General features: G+C 70.5%; 18 protein-coding genes. 7 read left to right on the forward strand and 11 right to left on the reverse strand.

From position 1 onward, the window contains the following. Positions 1 to 94: 94 nt before the first annotated feature. Together AC3EUV_RS23900 and AC3EUV_RS23905 are read right to left on the reverse strand one after the other, a co-directional pair. Positions 95 to 595 carry a hypothetical protein gene (locus AC3EUV_RS23900; protein WP_042160224.1) on the reverse strand — a complete coding sequence of 167 codons (501 nt, stop codon included), beginning with the start codon at positions 593 to 595 and terminating at the stop codon, positions 95 to 97. Between the two features lie 98 nt (positions 596 to 693). Then, a complete protein-coding gene (locus AC3EUV_RS23905) occupies positions 694 to 1,089 on the reverse strand; it encodes an ACT domain-containing protein (RefSeq protein WP_432143366.1) in 396 nt (131 codons plus the stop codon). Positions 1,090 to 1,237: 148 nt separating this feature from the next. On the opposite strand from AC3EUV_RS23905, the gene AC3EUV_RS23910 reads away from it, so the two are divergent. After that, a complete protein-coding gene (locus AC3EUV_RS23910) occupies positions 1,238 to 1,459 on the forward strand; it encodes a DUF7489 domain-containing protein (RefSeq protein ID WP_432143365.1) in 222 nt (73 codons plus the stop codon). A 224-nt stretch (positions 1,460 to 1,683) separates the two neighbouring features. On the opposite strand, the gene AC3EUV_RS23915 is transcribed toward AC3EUV_RS23910, so the two are convergent. Then, on the reverse strand, positions 1,684 to 2,292 hold the full coding sequence (locus tag AC3EUV_RS23915; RefSeq protein WP_432143364.1) for a CGNR zinc finger domain-containing protein: 609 nt from the start codon (positions 2,290 to 2,292) through the stop codon (positions 1,684 to 1,686). Between the two features lie 226 nt (positions 2,293 to 2,518). Here AC3EUV_RS23915 and AC3EUV_RS23920 point away from each other — a divergent pair, with 226 nt between their 5' ends. Both AC3EUV_RS23920 and AC3EUV_RS23925 read left to right on the forward strand, forming a co-directional pair. After that, positions 2,519 to 3,247: a maleylpyruvate isomerase family mycothiol-dependent enzyme gene (locus AC3EUV_RS23920; RefSeq protein ID WP_435603865.1), complete on the forward strand. Its 729-nt coding sequence runs from the start codon at positions 2,519 to 2,521 to the stop codon at positions 3,245 to 3,247. A gap of 25 nt (positions 3,248 to 3,272) precedes the next feature. Further along, the gene (locus tag AC3EUV_RS23925; protein WP_435603866.1) at positions 3,273 to 4,013 is read left to right on the forward strand and encodes a leucine-rich repeat domain-containing protein; all 741 of its coding nucleotides are present in this window, start codon (positions 3,273 to 3,275) and stop codon (positions 4,011 to 4,013) included. A gap of 58 nt (positions 4,014 to 4,071) precedes the next feature. On the opposite strand, the gene AC3EUV_RS23930 is transcribed toward AC3EUV_RS23925, so the two are convergent. From AC3EUV_RS23930 to AC3EUV_RS23950, 5 genes are all read right to left on the reverse strand, one after another. Next, a complete protein-coding gene (locus AC3EUV_RS23930; protein WP_432143361.1) occupies positions 4,072 to 4,311 on the reverse strand; it encodes a DUF397 domain-containing protein in 240 nt (79 codons plus the stop codon). A gap of 138 nt (positions 4,312 to 4,449) precedes the next feature. Next, the gene (locus AC3EUV_RS23935; protein ID WP_435603867.1) at positions 4,450 to 5,625 is read right to left on the reverse strand and encodes a thiolase domain-containing protein; all 1,176 of its coding nucleotides are present in this window, start codon (positions 5,623 to 5,625) and stop codon (positions 4,450 to 4,452) included. Further along, complete coding sequence (locus AC3EUV_RS23940) at positions 5,622 to 6,710, reverse strand: thiolase domain-containing protein (protein ID WP_432143359.1); 1,089 nt, start codon at positions 6,708 to 6,710, stop codon at positions 5,622 to 5,624. Before AC3EUV_RS23940 ends, AC3EUV_RS23935 begins: the two co-directional genes overlap by 4 nt. Beyond that, entirely contained in the window at positions 6,710 to 7,657 is a 948-nt protein-coding gene (locus AC3EUV_RS23945) for a Zn-ribbon domain-containing OB-fold protein (protein WP_435603868.1), read from the reverse strand. Before AC3EUV_RS23945 ends, AC3EUV_RS23940 begins: the two co-directional genes overlap by 1 nt. Positions 7,658 to 7,672: 15 nt before the next feature. Next, on the reverse strand, positions 7,673 to 8,473 hold the full coding sequence (locus AC3EUV_RS23950) for a crotonase/enoyl-CoA hydratase family protein (protein WP_435603869.1): 801 nt from the start codon (positions 8,471 to 8,473) through the stop codon (positions 7,673 to 7,675). 207 nt (positions 8,474 to 8,680) lie between these two features. Here AC3EUV_RS23950 and AC3EUV_RS23955 point away from each other — a divergent pair, with 207 nt between their 5' ends. After that, on the forward strand, positions 8,681 to 10,309 hold the full coding sequence (locus AC3EUV_RS23955) for an acyl-CoA synthetase (RefSeq protein WP_432143356.1): 1,629 nt from the start codon (positions 8,681 to 8,683) through the stop codon (positions 10,307 to 10,309). A gap of 49 nt (positions 10,310 to 10,358) precedes the next feature. On the opposite strand, the gene AC3EUV_RS23960 is transcribed toward AC3EUV_RS23955, so the two are convergent. The 3 genes from AC3EUV_RS23960 to AC3EUV_RS23970 all read right to left on the reverse strand — a co-directional run bounded on the left by AC3EUV_RS23960 (position 10,359) and on the right by AC3EUV_RS23970 (position 13,696). Then, positions 10,359 to 11,039, reverse strand: coding sequence for a chorismate mutase (locus AC3EUV_RS23960; protein ID WP_435603870.1), 681 nt, complete (start codon positions 11,037 to 11,039; stop codon positions 10,359 to 10,361). 189 nt (positions 11,040 to 11,228) lie between these two features. Beyond that, a complete protein-coding gene (locus AC3EUV_RS23965) occupies positions 11,229 to 12,272 on the reverse strand; it encodes a helix-turn-helix domain-containing protein (protein ID WP_435603871.1) in 1,044 nt (347 codons plus the stop codon). A gap of 230 nt (positions 12,273 to 12,502) precedes the next feature. Next, positions 12,503 to 13,696 (reverse strand): metalloprotease, encoded by a 1,194-nt coding sequence (locus tag AC3EUV_RS23970; protein WP_435603872.1) that lies wholly within the window; start codon positions 13,694 to 13,696, stop codon positions 12,503 to 12,505. Positions 13,697 to 14,332: 636 nt separating this feature from the next. Here AC3EUV_RS23970 and AC3EUV_RS23975 point away from each other — a divergent pair. The 3 genes from AC3EUV_RS23975 to AC3EUV_RS23985 are packed head-to-tail and all read left to right on the forward strand — an operon-like array spanning position 14,333 to position 17,486. Next, positions 14,333 to 15,700: an ABC transporter substrate-binding protein gene (locus AC3EUV_RS23975; RefSeq protein WP_432143352.1), complete on the forward strand. Its 1,368-nt coding sequence runs from the start codon at positions 14,333 to 14,335 to the stop codon at positions 15,698 to 15,700. Between the two features lie 2 nt (positions 15,701 to 15,702). Next, positions 15,703 to 16,644, forward strand: a complete 942-nt coding sequence (locus AC3EUV_RS23980) for a carbohydrate ABC transporter permease (RefSeq protein ID WP_432143351.1) — start codon at positions 15,703 to 15,705, stop codon at positions 16,642 to 16,644. Next, positions 16,644 to 17,486: a carbohydrate ABC transporter permease gene (locus AC3EUV_RS23985; protein ID WP_432143350.1), complete on the forward strand. Its 843-nt coding sequence runs from the start codon at positions 16,644 to 16,646 to the stop codon at positions 17,484 to 17,486. Before AC3EUV_RS23980 ends, AC3EUV_RS23985 begins: the two co-directional genes overlap by 1 nt. The last annotated feature ends 15 nt before the right edge of the window (positions 17,487 to 17,501 follow it).

Genomic DNA, 17,501 nt, shown 5'->3' on the forward strand with positions numbered 1-17,501 from the left:
CCCCCCCCCCCCCCCCCCCCCCCCCCCCCCCCCCCCCCCCCCCCCCCCCCCCCCCCCCCCCCCCGACACTGTCCGCTCCGGGGCTGCGCCGGGCTCAGCCCTGCTGGAAGAGTTCCGCCGGCAGTGGCTTGAGCAGCGCGTAGAGGTCGTCGGTGATCGGCCGGTCCCAGCTGGCGATGGTGACCAGCACACCGTCGCTGCGGTCGAACTGGGCGCAGGAGATCCGGCTCTCGGAGCACTTGATGCGCTTGACGATCAGCAGGTTGTCGTCGTGCATCACGGGGGTGTCCTCGCTCTCGACGACCGTCACCGGTTCGTCGTTGCCCAGCGCGGCCAGCAGCTGAGCCACCTCGAAGGGCACCTGGTCGTCCTCCAGCTCGCGGGCCGGGGAGCCTTCCGGCAGATTGCCGATGATCATCGCGGGGCCGCGGCCGCCGAACAGGTCGTAGCGGAGGAAGACGCCCTGGCAGCTCCCGTCGGGCGCGGGCAGCAGCCCGGCTCCGAGATTGCCCGGCCAGTCCCCGGGGTCCATGGCGAGGACGTCGAAGTCAGGCCCGGCGGGCGTGGCTGCGCTGCGGCGGCGGAGGAAGGACATGCCGCCATCGTACGTGGCCCGGCCGGGCGCGCCGCGCGGACGTCGGGGTCGGCGACACCCCATGCGCGGCGCCGCCATCCGCTCCGTGGCCGGTGGTCTCAGGCCTGGTCGGCCAGGGCGCGCAGCCCGCGCAGCGCCTCGTCGGCCGCGGTATACGGCACGAAGAGGTGATCGTGGTGGAAGCCCGCGACGACATTGCAGCTGAGGCCGGCCTGGGCGAGTGCGGTGGCGACGGCGGCGGTCAGTCCGACGGCGTCCAGCGCGGAGTGCACCCGCAGGGTGATCCAGGCGGCGACATAGTCGTATGCCAGGCCCGCGCGGTCGGCCTCTTCCTGGTGGACGACGAGGGTGCGGCCTTCGGGTTCGGAGACGGTGACCACCGGGGTCAGCCCCTCGGGGACCGCGCCCGGGACGCTGACAAAGACGTAACGGCCCTCGTTCCGCTCGGGACGCATCCCGCTCAGCAGGGCCCGGAGGTCGCGTTCACCTGTCATGCGTCCACCCTAGGGCGGACACGCCCCAGGTGGCCGGTCTGCCCGCCGGGCACCGAAGCCGTTCCACGCCCCGGCAGGACATATGTCATCCCCAGGTGATGACTCACGGCTCTGCTGGGTTGGCTGCCGGATTCGTAGGCTCGACGTCATGTTCACCTCTCACAAAGCCGGACGAGACGACTCCTGGGAAGGCATCGTCATTGATAAGTCCCGGGGCATGCTCGATGGCTCGAACATGTACCACTTCGTTGAGGTCCGCCTCGCCGACGGCGCATCCGTGAAGGTCCGCATCAGCCGCCGGCTCTGGAAGTCGGTCGAGGCCGGCGATCGGATCGTCAAGCGACCGGGCGCCGACCCGGCCAGGGAGTAGCCCTTGGAGGTGGTGACCGCACCCGAGCAGGCAGCAAAAAGAGGCCCTTCCCCGTACAGGGAAGGGCCTCTTCACAGAGCGCCCGGCAGGCCTTGCACCTGCATCTCCCACCGGCTGGTGGACGTCTTTCCTTGGACCACAGACGCGCGACTCCGGCCCGCGGACCGAAGCTTCACCATGATCATACTGCATCGGCGCGCGGGCGGAAATTCGCCGGGCACGCCCTATGGGGCGCCGTCCCGGCCTTCCCGGCGCCGCTCGTGGTGGCGGGCGACCCGGGCGCGGTTGCCGCAGGAGGGGGCGCACCACTCCTGGCGGGCATGGTCCTTGACGAAGTAGCGCACACAGCGCGGGGCGGGGCAGGCCCGCAGCCGGTCGCGGTCCGGTCCGTCGAGGAAGGTGAGGGCGGCGCGGGCCAGCGCGGCGAGGATCCGGTCGGCGGCCGGCGGGGAGCCGGCCGGCCGCAGCCGCAGCGCGGGCCGGGCGTCCGGCTCCCAGCTGAGCCGGGGCACCGTGGGGACCAGGGCCGCGGCGGCGTTCAGCCGGCGGATCGCCTCGGCTTCCGGGAGGAGCCGGTGGGCGTCGGCGGAGCTGGGCGGTCCCGGCCGGACGGCGCGGGCGAACAGCGACCGCACCGCGGCCCGCAGCTCCAATACGGCGGTGTACAGCGTCTCGTCCACGGTGACCGGCTGCCCGTCGCAGTCCAGCAGTGCGGCCCGTTCGCGCACCCAGACCCCGAGCCCTTCGGGATCGGCCAGGTCATCGGCGACGCCACCGTGCCCGTCGTGGCGGATGGTGACGGCGAGGTCGAGGGCGAGTTGCGTTGCGGCCATGGGGCTAATGGTAACGTCACCCGCAACCATTAGCTGGCGGAGGGGGCGGTGTGGCCGACATACGTCAACTGCTGTGCGTTTTACGGAGCTTGGCTGGTGCGCTGCCCGTATGCGGTGCGCCGACGGCGCCCGGCGGACGGGCGGGGCTGTGCATCGCATGACTCCCCGGTGCCGGGCGGGCGCGGACCCCCGAGCCGTACGCCAGGACAAAGGAGCTGCTGTGGCCATGACGACGGAGCACACGATGCCGGCCGAGGCGATACGGGCCGCGATCGAGGCGGGTCAGGAGCGGCTGCGCGCCCTGCTGCCCGCCCTGACCGACGAAGAGGTGCGGGAGCCCAGCGAGTTGCCCGACTGGTCCCGTGCGCATGTCCTCTCCCACATCGAGGGCGTCGGGCTGGCGCTGGCCCGGCAGGCCCGTTATGCGCTGCGCGGGGAGCTGATCGAGCCGTATGACGGCGGCCGTCCGGCGCGCGCCGCCGCGATCGAGGCCGGCGCGCTGCGGGACGCGGCGGCGCTGCGGGAGGCCGTACGGGCCGCGCTGGCCGAGGCGTCGGCGGCCTGGGCGGCGGTCGGCCCGGCCGACTGGTCACGGCCGGTGCGGCACCGCGACGGCGATCTGCGCTCCGCGTTGCTGGCCTGGTGGCGGGAGTTGGAGATCCATACGGCGGACGCCCGGATCGGCTACGGCCCGCGGGACTGGCCGCGGGAACTGTGTCTGCATCTGCTGGACCATATGGCGCCCCGCGTACCCGGGGGCCTGCACCTCGTTCTGACGGCCACGGACGGCGCGCCGTCGCAGCGGTACGGTTCCGGGGACGCGCCGACGGTGACCGTGAGCGGCCCGCTCGGTGATCTCGCGGCCTGGATGACCGGCCGCAGGCCGCACCATCCGCTCGACTGCCGCCGGTCGGGGGACGTGGCCCCGCTGCCCGAACTGCTCGGCTGGCCGTAGCGGTCCGCCTCCCGGAAGGAGCCTTATGCCGCGGCCCGAGTCCGGCAGCCCGCCCGTGCTGAACCTCTGGAAGGCGGGCCTGCGCGCCGTACCGCCCGAGGTCTGGCGGCGCGCGGACTGGGAGGTACTGATCCTGGCGGACAACGGCCTGACCGAGATCCCGGCGGGGCTGGGCCGGCTGTGTGCGCTGCACACCCTCGATCTCGGTCACAACTCCCTGACCGCGGTCCCCGACGAGATCGGCGAGCTGGCCGGGCTGACCCGTTTCCTCTATCTGCACGACAACCGGCTCACCGCACTGCCGGACACCCTCGGCGGACTGGACCGGCTCGGCTATCTCAACGTCGGCGGGAATCCGCTCGGCCGGCTGCCGGCCACGCTCGGCGGGATGGCCGGGCTGGTCGAACTCCGCGCGCAGCAGGCGGAGTTGACCGACCTCCCGGAGTCGCTGGGACGGCTCGGCCGGCTCCGGGAGCTGTGGCTGGGCGGCAATGCGCTGACGGCACTGCCGGGGAGCCTGGCGGCGCTGCGCGAACTGCGGGTGCTGGAGCTACGGGACAACGCGCTCCGCCACGTCCCCGAGGCGCTGCGCACTCTGCCGCTGCTGCGCCGGATCGATCTGCGCGGCAACCGGATCGCGGAGTTGCCGCCCTGGATCGCCCGGCTGCCGTCGCTGGAGAAGCTCGATCTGCGCTGGAACACCGTGGCGGACGGGGCGGAGCCGGTCCGGGCGCTCCGGGAGCGCGGGTGCGTGGTGCTCACCTGACCGCTGCCGCTCCTCGTGTCCCGTGCCACGGCGTGTCCTGCGCTCCGGGCGACACGCCCTACGTGAGGTCGAATTCGCCCCCGCGCGCGTCGAGGACGAAGGCGCGCCACTCGGCGGGGGTGAAGATCACCGCCGGGATCTCGGGGCTGCGGCGGTTGCGCATCGCGATATAGCCCTCGACGAAGGCGATCTGGACGCCGCCCACGCCCTGGGTGCTCGACTGCCACTCGGCCTGCGTCAGGTCGAGATCGGGCCTGGGCCCGCCCACGAGCCGCTGCTCCGTGATGCTGTCGGTCACGTGTCCCGCACCTCCCGGTTCGTTGTCCGCGGTCAGCCTAACCACTGCGTCCGGGGACGGACAGGGGACGTGGCGAGGCGGTGGAGTGGTGATCCGCGGGCGGGCGCACCGGCCGGGCGCGCCCGCCCCCGAGGGCTGTCAGCCGCCCGGCGTGTCGGCACCCACCAGCCACATCGCGAAGAACTGGGAGCCACCGCCGTAGGCGTGTCCCAACGCCGTGCGGGCGCCGTCGACTTGGTGGTCGCCGGCCATGCCCCGTACCTGGAGGGCGGCCTCCGCGAAACGGATCATGCCGGAGGCGCCGATCGGGTTGGTGGACAGCACCCCGCCGGAGGGGTTGACGGGGAGTGCGCCGTCGAGTTCGGTGACGCCGGACTCGGTGAGTTTCCAGCCCTCGCCCTCCTCGGCGAAGCCCAGGTTCTCCAGCCACATCGGCTCGTACCAGCTGAAGGGGACGTACATCTCCACCGCGTCGATCTGCCGGCGGGGGTCGGTGATGCCGGCCTGCCGGTAGACATCGGCGGCGCAGTCCTTGCCGGCCTGCGGGGAGACGAAGTCCTTGCCGGCGAAGAGGGTGGGTTCGCTGCGCATCGCCCCGCCGTGCACCCAGGCCGCCGGGTGCGGGGCGCGGGCGGCCCCGGTGCGGTCGGTGAGGATCATGGCGCAGGCCCCGTCGGAGGACGGACAGGTCTCGGAGTAGCGGATCGGGTCCCAGAGCATCGGGGAGGCCTGGACCTTTTCGAGGGTGAGGTCCTTCTCGTGGAGATGGGCGTAGGGGTTCTTGAGCGCGTTGCGGCGGTCCTTGTAGGCGACGAGGGAGCCGATGGTGTCCGGGGCGCCGGTGCGCCGCATGTACGCGCGGACGTGCGGGGCGAAGAAGCCGCCGGCGCCGGCGAGCAGCGGCTGCTGGAAGGGGATCGGCAGGGACAGGCCCCACATGGCGTTGGACTCGGACTGTTTCTCGAAGGCGAGGGTGAGGACGGTGCGGTGGACCCGGGCGGCGACGAGGTTGGTGGCGACCAGGGCGGTGGAGCCGCCGACCGAGCCGGCGGTGTGCACCCGCAGCATCGGTTTGCCGACGGCGCCCAGGGCGTCGGCGAGGTACAGCTCGGGCATCATCACGCCCTCGAAGAAGTCGGGGGCCTTGCCGATCACCACGGCGTCGATGTCCGCCCAGGTCAACTCGGCGTCGTCCAGGGCGCGCCGGGCGGCCTCGCGGACGAGCCCGGCGAGCGAGACGTCCCGGCGGGCGGCGACGTGCCGGGTCTGGCCGATGCCGACGACAGCCACCGGCTCCTTGTTCGCCTCACTCATCGGGTCTCCCCTTCCAGGACGGCGACCAGGTTCTGCTGGAGGCACGGCCCCGAGGTCGCATGGGCGAGTGCGCGGTCGGACTCGTTCCGGTGGATGCGGGCGGCGGCCTCGCCCAGGCGGATCAGCCCGGCGGCCATGACCGGGTTGGCGGCGAGCGCGCCGCCGGACGGGTTGATCCGGACCGTGCTGTCCGGCGCGTCGAGCTTCAGGGCGCGGCGCAGCACGACTTCCTGGGAGGTGAAGGGGGCGTGCAACTCGGCGGTGTCCACGATGGGGGCACCTCCCATGCCCTTAAGGCCATGGGGGAGTTCGAAGGCTCCGGCGCGCTCGGCGGCGAGCCGGGTGGACGGTGAGTCGGTGAGGTCGCGGACGCCCAGGGAGTGCGCCTCGATGCGGTGGTCGAGGCCGCGTATCCAGGCGGGGCGGCCGGTCAGCCGGCGGGCGGTGTCACCGGCGGCGAGGACGACGGCGGCCGCGCCGTCGCCGATGGGCGGGCAGTCGCCGGTGCGCAGCGGGGCGACGAGGTGCTCGCCGGCGGGCACGGCGCCGCGCAGCTGGGTGTGCGGATGGGCCTCGGCGGCCGTGCGGCTGCGGGCCGCGATACCGGCCAGCGCCCGCTCGTCGGTCAGTCCCGCGTCGATCAGGGCCTGGGCCTGGAGGGCGGCGAGGGCGACCGAGTCGGGCCACAGCGGGGCCACGTAGTAGGGGTCGAGCTGGCGGGTGAGGACCTCGCGGACGTCACCGGGCGAGGACTTGCCGTACGCGTAGACCAGCGCGGTTTCCGCCTCGCCGGTGAGGAGCTTCACCCAGGCCTCGTACAGTGCCCAGGCGCCGTCCATCTCGACATGGGATTCGGAGATCGGCGGCCAGGCGCCGACGCCGTCCAGGGCCATGGTGAAGGAGAAGGCGCGGCCGGCGAGGTAGTCGGAGGAGCCGGAGCAGGTGAAGTCGATGTCCCGGGCCCTCAGGCCGGTCTGTGCCAGGACGTCGTGCAGCACCGGCATCAGCATCTCGACCTCGGAGGTCTCCGCGCTGTCGCGGACATGATCGCTCTGCCCGAAGGCGACGATGGCGACCTCGCGCATCAGATCAGCTCCTTGTAGCTGTCGTAGTCGGCATCGGGTTCGCCGGTGGGGCGGTAGTGGTCGGGGAAGCGGCCGTCCTCGGTCCATACGGGTTCCACCCGCAGCCCCATGCGGACCCGGTCGTACGGGATGCCGCCGATCCGGGCGTGCAGGGCCAGGTCGGCGCCGTCCAGGGCGATATGGGCGTAGACGTAGGGGACCTCGATGTCGAGGTTCTTGGCCTTGATGTTGACGATGCAGAAGGTGGTGACGGTGCCGCGGGGGCCGACCTCGACCTGGGTGTCGGTGGCGACGCCGCAGGTGGGACAGGCGCCACGGGGCGGGACATAGACCTTGCGGCAGGAGGGGCAGCGTTCGCCGATGGTCTTGTGGTCCGCGAGGGCCCGGAGGTAGCGGGACTGGGCGCGGCCGGGGGCGTAGGTGTAGTCGAGCCGGGCGGGGGCGGTGATGCCGGTGACGGGGTCGGCAAACTCCCCGGTGTGCGGGGCGGGTTCGGCGTCGCCTATGGGGCCGTCGTCCGGCTCGAAGCAGGCGATGTCGGTGATCGCGCCGGTGCGCTGCGCGGCCCAGCGGATCCGGACCCGCATTCCGGTGCGCACCGTGTCGGGGCCGGGTGCGTCCAGCGCGTGCAGCAGCGCGGTGTCGGCGCCGTCGAGCCGGACCAGGACCCAGGCGAAGGGGGTGGCGAGCGGCTGGCCGCGGCGGGGGGACCGGTTCCAGGCCCAGGTGGTGACGGTGCCGGCGCTCCCCACCTCGACCAGCTCGCGGAGCTCCTCGGCGGTGACCGGGTCGTACTCGGTGGGCGGTACGACCACCCGGCCGTCGCTCGCCGTGACACCGAGGACGGTGCGTTCGCGCAGCCCGGTGAGAAAGGCGCTCTGGACGGGGCCGAGCGAGCGGGTGAAGGGGAACTCCACGACGAGGGGCGCCGTGAGGACCTCGGGCATACGGGACTCCTTGGGTCAGGCCCGCCGGTAGACGGGCGGGCGCTTCTCCGCGAAGGCTCGGGAGCCCTCTTTGGCGTCGGCGGTGTCGAAGACCGGCCAGCCGCGGGCGAGTTCGGCCGCCAGCCCGTCGGTCTCGGTCATGTCTGCGGTCTCGTAGACGGAGGCTTTGACGGCCTCGACGGCCAGCGGGCCACAGGCGTTGATCAGGTCGGCGATCTCCAGGGCCTTGTCCCGGGCGGTCCCGTCCGGCACGACATGGCCGATCAGACCGATGCGTTCGGCCTCGCGCGCGGGGTAGGGCCGGCCGGTGAGCAGCATCTCCAGGGCGTGGGTGCGGGGGATCTGGCGGGCGAGGCGGACGGTGGAGCCGCCGATCGGGAACAGTCCGCGCCGGACCTCGAAGAGCCCGAAGGTGGCGCCCTCACCGGCGACCCGGATGTCGGTGCCCTGGAGGATCTCCGTGCCGCCCGCGACGCAGTACCCCTCGACGGCGGCGATCACCGGCTTGCGGGGGCGGTGGTGCCGCAGCATCGCCTTCCAGTGCAGGTCCGGGTCGGCGCGCAGCCGGTCGCGGTACTGCTCGCCGGCCATCCCGTCGCCCGCGAGGGCCTTGAGGTCCATTCCGGCACAGAAGGTGCCGCCGGCGCCGGTGAGGACGATGGAGCGGATCCCGTCGTCCTCGTCGGCGGCGAGCCAGCCGTCGTACAGGCCCACCAGCATCGGCAGCGAGAGCGCGTTCTTCGCCTCCGGCCGGTTGAGGGTGAGCACCAGTGTCGCGCCGACGCGCTCCACCGACAGATGTTCCGTACCACCCATGTTCCGTCCTCCCGTCTCACGACGAGAACAGGTTGCAGTAGCCGCACAGCGACTTCAAGGCTTTTCTGACAGGCAGTCAGATTTCTTGGCCGCGGCCCTTCCCAGCTCCTCGCGGCGGCGCTCTAATGACCGCCTACGGGGCGTCTCTTCGATCTCCGTGGATCGAAAGACACCCCCAAGCCGACGCCCGCCCGGTCTGGAGGAGACGTGGAGTACAACCTTGCCGACCTCTTCGAGTCGATCGTCGACACGGTCCCGGACCGCGAGGCGCTGGTGTACGTCGACCACCCCGGGACGGGTGCGGAGCGGCGGCTGACGTACGCGGAGCTGGACCGCGCGGCCAACCGCCTGGCCCACCACCTCGCCGATCAGGGCATAGGTCCGGGCCGGCACGTCGGGCTGCACCTCTACAACGGCATCGAATACCTCCAGGCCGCCTACGCCTGCCTGAAGATCCGCGCCGTCCCGGTGAACGTCAACTACCGGTACGTGGAAGAGGAGTTGGCCTACCTCTACCGGGACGCCGACCTGGCGGCGCTGGTCTTCGACGCGGAGTTCACCGCGCGGGTGGCCGCCGCCCTCCCCCAGGCCCCCGGGTTACGGCATCTCGTCCGGGTCGGGACCCCGCCGGCCGGCGCCCCCGAACCACGGATCGCGCCCGTCGCCCTCGCGGACGCCGAGGCCGCCGCCTCCCCCGCCCGCGGCTTCGGCCCGCGCTCCGCCGACGACCGGATCATCATCTACACCGGCGGGACCACCGGGCTGCCCAAGGGCGTGATGTGGCGCCACGAGGACATCTTCTTCTCCGGGATGGGCGGCGGGGCACCGACCGGTGAACCGGTCAAACGGCCGCAGGAGCTGGCCGAGCGGGTCGCGGCCGGGGGCGACGGCCTGACCTTCTTCCCCACTCCCCCGCTGATGCACGGCACCTCCACCCTCACCGCGTTCATCGCCTTCCACTTCGGCCAGAAGGTCGTCATCCACCGCAAGTACGTGCCCGAGGAGGTGCTGCGGACCATCGAGCGGGAGCGGGTCACCAGCGTTTCCCTGGTCGGCGATGCGATGCTGCGCCCGCTCGTCGATGCGCTCGGCGGGCCGCTCAAGGGCACCGACTGCTCCTCGCTGTTCAGCGTCAGCAGCTCCGGGGCGATCCTCTCGGAGACCGTCCGCGCCCAGTTCAGCGCGCTGGTCCCGGGCGCCCTGCTGCTCAACAACTTCGGCTCCTCGGAATCCGGCTTCAACGGCACCGCCACCGCCGACTCCGGCCCCGACAAGGGCTTCCGGCTCCAGGTCAACTCCCGTACGGCGGTGGTGGATCCGGAGACGTACGAGCCGGTCCCGGCCGGCGAGGTGGGCCGGCTCGCCCAGCGCGGACACGTACCACTCGGCTACTACAACGACCCGAAGAAGACCGCCGAGACCTTCTTCGAGGCGCAGGGGGAGCGCTGGGTGCTGCTCGGCGACATGGCCACCGTCGACGAGGCGGGCATCGTCACCGTGCTCGGCCGGGGCTCGCAGTGCATCAACTCCGGTGGGGAGAAGATCTATCCGGAGGAGGTCGAGCAGGCCCTGAAGGCCCACCCGGACGTCTATGACGCGCTGGTGGCGGGCGTGCCGGACGAGCGGTGGGGCAATCGGGTCGCGGCCGTGGTGCAACTGCGGCCAGGAGCGGGGCCGTTGGACCTCGCGGGCATACAGCGGCACTGCCGGGCACGGCTGGCAGGCTACAAGATTCCGCGCACCGTCGTCTTCACCGACCACATCCGGCGCTCCCCCAGCGGCAAGGCGGACTACCGCTGGGCGAAGGCGGTGGCGGCGGGCGAACGGACCGTCTGAGCCGAGCGGTCCGTCCGCCCGCCGCCGGACGCGAGGGCTGCCGCGGGGCTCAGGCTCCGGTGCAGACCGACCGCAGCGAACGGGCCAGCGCCACGGCGTGCAGCCCGTCCAGCTTCCGCTCCGCGCTCACCCGCGCGGCGGCGGTGGTCAGCAGCGGGGTGCAGGACGGCGCCGAGCGGGCGCGCGGGGAGGCGGCGATGGCCCGCACCAGCTCACCGTTGACGCGGTTGATCTCCTTGCGCACCTCCTGGAGGTCGGGCCGCTCGGTCGGCACCTGCGCCGGGTTCGCCTCCCACTGGCGGAACAGCCCGCGCTGTACGACCTTGTTGGCCTCGATCTGGTCCCGGAAGATCCGCGTGGTCGCCGCGGGATCGGCACCCAGCTGCCGGGCCTGATCCGCCACGGACTTCAGCACCTCCTGCTCGCGCGCCGGGTCGTCGATCGGACTGTCGGTACCCCATTTCGCCGCGGCCACCAGATCAGCGGTGGCCAGCCGCTCCGCCGAGAAGGTGGCGAGCGGCCGGAGCTGGGCGTACGGGGAGTGCGCGGCGGCGGGCGCGGTCGGCTGGGCCGGCGGGGCGGTTGCCGGGGCCGGCGGGGCAGTCGGCTGGGCCGACGGGGCGGCTGCCGGGCCAAACGGGGCCGCGGCGGCCGCGCCGGCTCCGGCGAACAGGACGGCCACGGCGGCGCCGGCTGCCAGGGCGCTCCGTATCGAGGGGGTCAGCTGCACGAGGGGGCCTTTCTCGCGATTCCCGGGACTCCGCGAATCCGGGTCTCCGGGACTCCAGGGGGAAGTCCCGGTCAGCGTACGACCACACTCCCGACAAGACCTGACAATTGTCGCGTGGAGGAGCATTTCCGTGCAGCACGGCCGGTATGAGTCGGAGCGCGCCCGCCGTCCAACCGGCGGGGCCTCGCGTCAGGCGCGGCCGGACGGCCGGCGGGCGTCCGGCCGCGGGCGGGCGGCCCGTTCCGCACCGGTCCCGTCGCGGTGCTCCCAGTCCCACCGCACACCCACATCGGAGGGCGAGAGGTCCAGACCGACGCTGTGCACATGACGGCCCTGCGCGAGCTTCAGCGAGCGCACCCGCATTCCGGTGTACGGACGCGGGGTGTGGAAGGCATAGCAGCGCGCGGGCGGCGCCGAGGGGTCGAACCACACCTCGATGACGCAGTCGCGCACCGGTCCCTGGAGGTGCAGGACGACCTTCTCGGCCGCAGGGCGTGCCGTGGTGTGCTCCAGCGTGTAATCGACGATCACCGTCTCCCCGCGGTACAGCGGCCGGTCGAACAGGAGCTCCGCCACCAGGGCGCCGTCCTCCGGGACGCCGTGGACCACGCCCAGGCGATGGAGGCCCACGGGCCGCACCACAGGCGGTGGGCCGGGATGGTCCGGGCGGTAGCCGACGATGTACCGGTCGGGCCCGTCCGTGTCCGCCCGCAGGACCATGCGGTGCGATATCAGGTGCACGCGGCGCTGGCCGTCGACGTCCAGGCGGTAGTGGAGGTTCAGGCAGGTGAGGTGGCTGTTCCAGCGGGCGTCGACCGCCGACAGTGCCCGATCCAGCTGACCGGACCAGGACTCGGCCATGCTCGGGCGGCCGGGCCCGCTGTTCAGCCAGCGCCCCCGGGGCTTCGGCGGGGTGAGAAGAGCGGCCAGCGCCCCGGGGGTCAGGCCGAGGATTCCCTCCAGCTCCGCCAGCGCCGCGAGGGCGTGCGGCCGTTCGGGCTGGTATTTGCCCGACTGCCAGGCACTGATCGTCGCGGCGGTGACCGCCGTCCCCCGCTGCCGCAGCCGGTCCTCCAGACGGCTGAGGCTCAGACCCCGCGCGACCACCGCCGCACGGAGCGCCTCGCAGAACGAATCGGAGCGCGGGAGAGGGGGCAGCTGCTGGGGCGCGAGCGTGAGACCGCCATCGGCGTCCGGGCGGGCGGGGTGGGAACGGAAGGGACGGGAGTCCACGGTGAAACGCCTCCCCGTGTCGGCGCCGGTGAAAGACCCCCGGACCGCTGAGTCCGGCAAGTCAGCGGAATAGTAAGCGGAACGGAACACTCCACTCAATGCTCAGGAACCCCCGAAATGACGGCACATGGTTCGTCGCCCCGGTGGCAACCGGGGCGACGAACCGGAGGCAGGCTCCACTGTTCCGTGATGGTCCCGGGCGGTCGGCCCGGGCTCATCCGGTGAGTGGATCAGTAGTTGATGGTGTGCTTGACGAGGAAGTCCTTGGCGGCTCCGGTGGTGCTGAGACCGCCATTGGGACGGTCGTTGACGAAGTAGTCATGGAAGTCATCGCTCTGGTAATCGGTCATCACCGAGATGGTCTTGTTCCAGTTGCCGCCGTCGCCAGCGGATGCCCAGAGATCAAGCAGAGAGCTTGAGACTCGCCCTTGGACCTGGTCACCCTGGTCCCAGCCCACCGTGTTCTGGTCGTTGGTGAAATCGAATGACGAGCCACCCTTGAACACGTAGCGGTAGTCGCCCAACGTGTAAGCGGCGACAGCGTCGGCGAATCCCTCGCTCCACGCGCAGGTGGCGGAGGAGATCTTGTTGAAGGTGTGACCGTCGCAGCCGGTCACGGGCACATCATGCTTGTCGAAGAGCTGCCACTGCAGCCAGTGGCCGGCCTCGTGGAGGATGAGGTGCTTGGAGTCCGGTTCGTTGGAGTTCAGCAGCACCTTCCTCGTCCTGATGTCGAAGATGCTGCCTTCCGCGTTGTTTGCGCCCCAGGCGACGGTGAGCGTGTCACAGTCGTTGTAGGTGGCCTGGTTCCCGGTCCAGCAGACAGAGCTGGTGCCACGCTTCCAGTACAGCAAGTTGAGAACGTCGACGATCTTGAAGGCATAGACCTTTTCAGAGGGGACGGTGACGTCGCCCAGACCGATGGTGCCAGAGGTGTTGTATTGGGTGTTGCTGTTGAACGTGTATTCGGTCGCCGTGTCGCTCTTGTCCGTCACCACCCGCCACATCTTGGTCGAGGAGGAGTTGAACTTGACGTATGCCGAGGGCAGCGCGGAGGCGCCGTTGTAGCAGGCGTTGAAGTTCCCGTTCGCGTCGGTGATCCCGGTGGCCAGCTGCGTCTCCGCGCCGCCGGCCGTGGTCTGGCCCCGCAGCTCCCAGTTCACGTTCCGCGCGACCGACGTGGGCCGGGTGCCGGTCTCGGCGTCCGTGGCGGTGTACTTCAGCGTTCCGGTGAGGCACGTCTGGACCGACGCGAAGGCGGATCCGGTCGTGAGGGGAACCGTTGATACGGCCAGCCCCAGCGCGACTGCCGCCAGTGTCAGTACGCGGCCACGCCGCAGGCGACGGCCGGCCGATCCCCGTACCGGGGCGGGCTCGGAGTGGGTGTTGAGGGTTGTGTGCCGTCTTCGGCTGAAGAGTCTCATGGTGTCTCCACGCGATGAGGGAGGCGCATCCCGCCACACGGGCCGGCCTGCGCGTTGACATGGTGGTCGAACCCGCAGCGCTGCCTGCGCCGGTTCGAAGCCTCCGCGAGCCCGGACCGGGTCAGGACGACCGACCGGTCAGGGCGAGTGCCTACCAGTTGCGCGCTTTCGACAGCCGATGCGGGCCTTGAGTGCGGGCACGCATCGGTTGCGTTCCGGAAGCGCAGGTTTGCCTCTCAGGAGTTACCTGGCGAGACGCGAGTCACTGTGGCAAAGGGACAACAGACTGGTGAAGAGCACCGCCCACATCATGCGTTAAGGGTTTACGGAAATCGCGCACGGCAGGCACGCGACAGCAGGGCGACGGCACGTCGTGCCGGTCTCGCGATCACGCCTTTCATCAGGCATTACTTCCTTTTCGAAGATCCACCACCGGACAGATTCGCCGAGCTGGCCCAGAAACCGCGCCAATAATTTTCCTCGTCAGTTACGAAAATCTTGCGTAAACGCTTGTTGCCTCCGCGCGTCGAAGTTACTTTTCTGCGCATTCGCAGCCAACGCTGCGGCGCCCTTTGGCGGGTGCGGTGGGCCGCCTGGGTTCGGCACTGCGCGGTCATGTGAAAGGTGGAGACGGGCATGGGTATGGGTGCGGAGGGTGAGCTGAGACGCCGGCGGTTCCTTCAGGGGCTGGGCGCTGCGGCGGTGGCGGTCGGTGGCGGGTCGGCGCTGACCGCGTGCGGTGGTTCGGGAGGCTCCAGCGGTGGTTCGGGTGGCTCGGGTGCGCCGTCCGGATCGATCACGGTGTGGAGCTGGGCGAATCCGGCGGCCGAGCTGCGGGCCCTGGTTCCTGCCTTCAATGCGGTATATCCGAAGGTGAAGGTGAAGGTGGAGGACATCGGCAATCCCGCTATCTGGGACAAGATCACGATTGCCATGGAGGCCGGCGGTTCGGGGCTGGCGGATGTGCTGCACATCGGCGTCGACTACCTGCCGGGTTACATCGAGAAGTTCCCGGGGGGTCTGGCCGACATATCGAAGCTCGGGGCGGACAAGTACAAGGGGGCGTTCGCTGCGGGGCTGTGGGAGACCGTCTCACGCGGTTCAAAGGTCTATGCGCTGCCCTGGGAGGCCAATGCCAGCGGCTTCTACTACCGGGAGGACCTGTTCAAGAAGGCCGGGGTGAAGGCGAGTTCCCTGGATTCCTGGGATGACGTCATCGCCGCCGGCAAGAAGATCAAGAAATCGACCGGCAAGGCCCTGTTCGCACTGGACCGGTCGGCCTCCCAGGCCGACTCCGCCAACCTCTTCCAGATGCTGTTGCAGTTGCAGGGCGCGTTCTACTTCGACCTCGCCGGAAAGATCACGATCAATTCTCCGATGGCCGTGCGTGCCCTCACCCTGATCAAGGAACTGAACGACGCCGGGCTCGTCTATGACGCACAGGGCTCGCCGGGCTCTCCCGGCTATGACGCCGCGGTCAAGAACGGCAAGGTCGCGGTGTGCCCCAACCCCGCCTGGTACGGCGGCTACATGGCTTCCTTCAACGCCGGTCAGAAGGGCGACTGGCGGCTGATGGCGCCGCCGCCGGTCACCCGCGGAGGCTCGCGTTCGGCCATCGTGAACTCGACACACCTGGCGGTCTCAGGGACCAGCGAGAACCAGCGAGCGGCGTTCGCCTTCGCCGAGTTCGCGCTGACCCGCCCGTCCTCCCAGGTGAAGATCTTCAAGGCCAAGGGCATCTTCCCCGCTCTGCTCAAGGCGTACGACGACCCGGTCTTCCACGCCCCCAACCCCTACTTCGGCGGACAGAAGTACGCCGAGGTGTTCATCGACCAGCTGTCGAAGCCATCGGTTGCCACGAACTACACCTCGGACTACGCCCGCGCCCTCAAGCTCATCGACGATGCGCAGACCAAGGTCCTGCTGCGCGGCGCGAACCCCGCCACGGTCCTGAAGTCGGCAGCAAGCCAACTGGCCAGCCAGACCAGACGCTCCCAGGGCTGACCATGGCGATGGAAACCCGTGTCCCCGGTCGGGCGGCCGCCCTGACCGCTCCCGCCCTTGCGCGTACGATGCGGCCGCCTCACCGGCGGCCGGCCGTTCGGATCGCGCCCTACCTGTTCGTGCTGCCGGCGCTGGCCTTGTTCGTCACGTTCCGGTTGTACCCGGTCGCCTGGTCGTTCGTGCTGAGCCTGTATCACACCGACGGAATGACCCAGACCTGGACGGGGCTGGGCAATTATCAGCGTCTGCTGCACGACCCGCTGTTCTGGACGGCGCTGCGCAACACCATGCTGCTGCTGGTGGTGCAGGTCCCCGTCATGCTGGTGCTGGCGCTGGGGCTGTCGGTGGCGCTGAACTCCGCGCTGCTGCGGTGGAAGCCCCTGTTCCGACTGGGCTTCTTCCTTCCGGTGGTGACCGGCCTGGTCACCTACGGCCTGCTGATGGGAGCCCTGCTCAACAAGAACTCCGGTGCGGTGAACTGGCTGTTGCAGCTCGTCGGCCTGCCCGCCGTGCACTGGCTCACCGACCCGTTCTGGGCCCGGGTGTCGATCATGCTGGCGCTGACGTGGCACTACACCGGCTACAACGCGGTGATCTACCTGGCCAGGTTGCAAAGCATTCCGGACGAGCACTATGAGGCGGCCGCCGTCGACGGTGCGGGGCCATGGCGCCGCTTCTGGCATGTCACGCTGCCCGGGCTGCGGCCGGCCCTGGTGCTGACGGTGGTGCTGTCGACGATCGGCACCTTGCAGCTGTTCGACGAGCCCTTCGTCATGACGGGCGGGGGGCCGGACAACGCGACCACCACCATCGGTGTGTACCTGTATCAAACCGGCTTCAGGTACTTCGACTTCGGCTATGCGTCGGCGATCGGTTACGCGCTGGTGCTGATCATCTCCGTCTTCGGGTTCATCCAGGTCAAGCTCTCGAAGGAGGAGGACTGATGCTCACCGGACCGGCCTTCCGGGTCTCCTCGCGCGGTCAGGTGCTCCTGACCGGATCACTGCTGGTGGCGGTGGCGTTCACCGTCGCACCGCTGTACTGGCTGGTGATAGCCGCAACCCACACCTCGCATGACATCTTCACGGGCGCGCCCAAGGTCGTGCCGGGAGGGGCGCTGGGCACCAATCTCAGCAATCTTGAGGCCTCGGTCGGCTTCAGCCGGGTCGTCCTGAACTCGGTGCTGCTGTCGCTGGCCTACACCCTCCTCGGCGGCATCGTGTGCACGCTGGCCGGCTACGGCTTCGCCAAGTACCGCTTCCGCGGCCGGGGCCTGCTCTTCGGCGTGCTGCTGCTGGCTCTGGTGGTTCCCACGCAGCTGACCATCGTGCCGCTGTTCAAGATGATGGTGGACCTGAACTGGCTCAACACCTATCAGGCGGTCCTGCTGCCCAATCTGGCCCTGCCGTTCGGGATCTTCCTGATGCGTCAGGCCATGCGCGGCCTGCCGGACGAACTGCTCCAGGCCGGACGGATCGACGGCTGCGGTGAACTGCGGCTGTTCCTGAGGATCGTGCTGCCCACGATGCGGCCGTCGCTCGCCGCGCTGGCCCTGTTCTTGTTCCTGTTCCAGTGGAACGACTTCCTGTGGCCACTGGTCGCCCTGCGCGACAAGACCTCCTTCACCATCCCGGTCGCGTTGACGTCCCTGAAGGGCACCTTCGACGTCGACTACGGACAGCTGCTGACCGGAACGGCAGTGGCCGCCGTTCCCATGGCCGTGTTGTTCCTGTTCCTGCAGAAGCAGTTCGTCTCCGGGATGCTCGCGGGGGCGGTCAAGCAATGACCCACTACACCGTCA

The sequence above is a fragment of the Streptomyces sp. bgisy130 genome, from assembly GCF_057708345.1.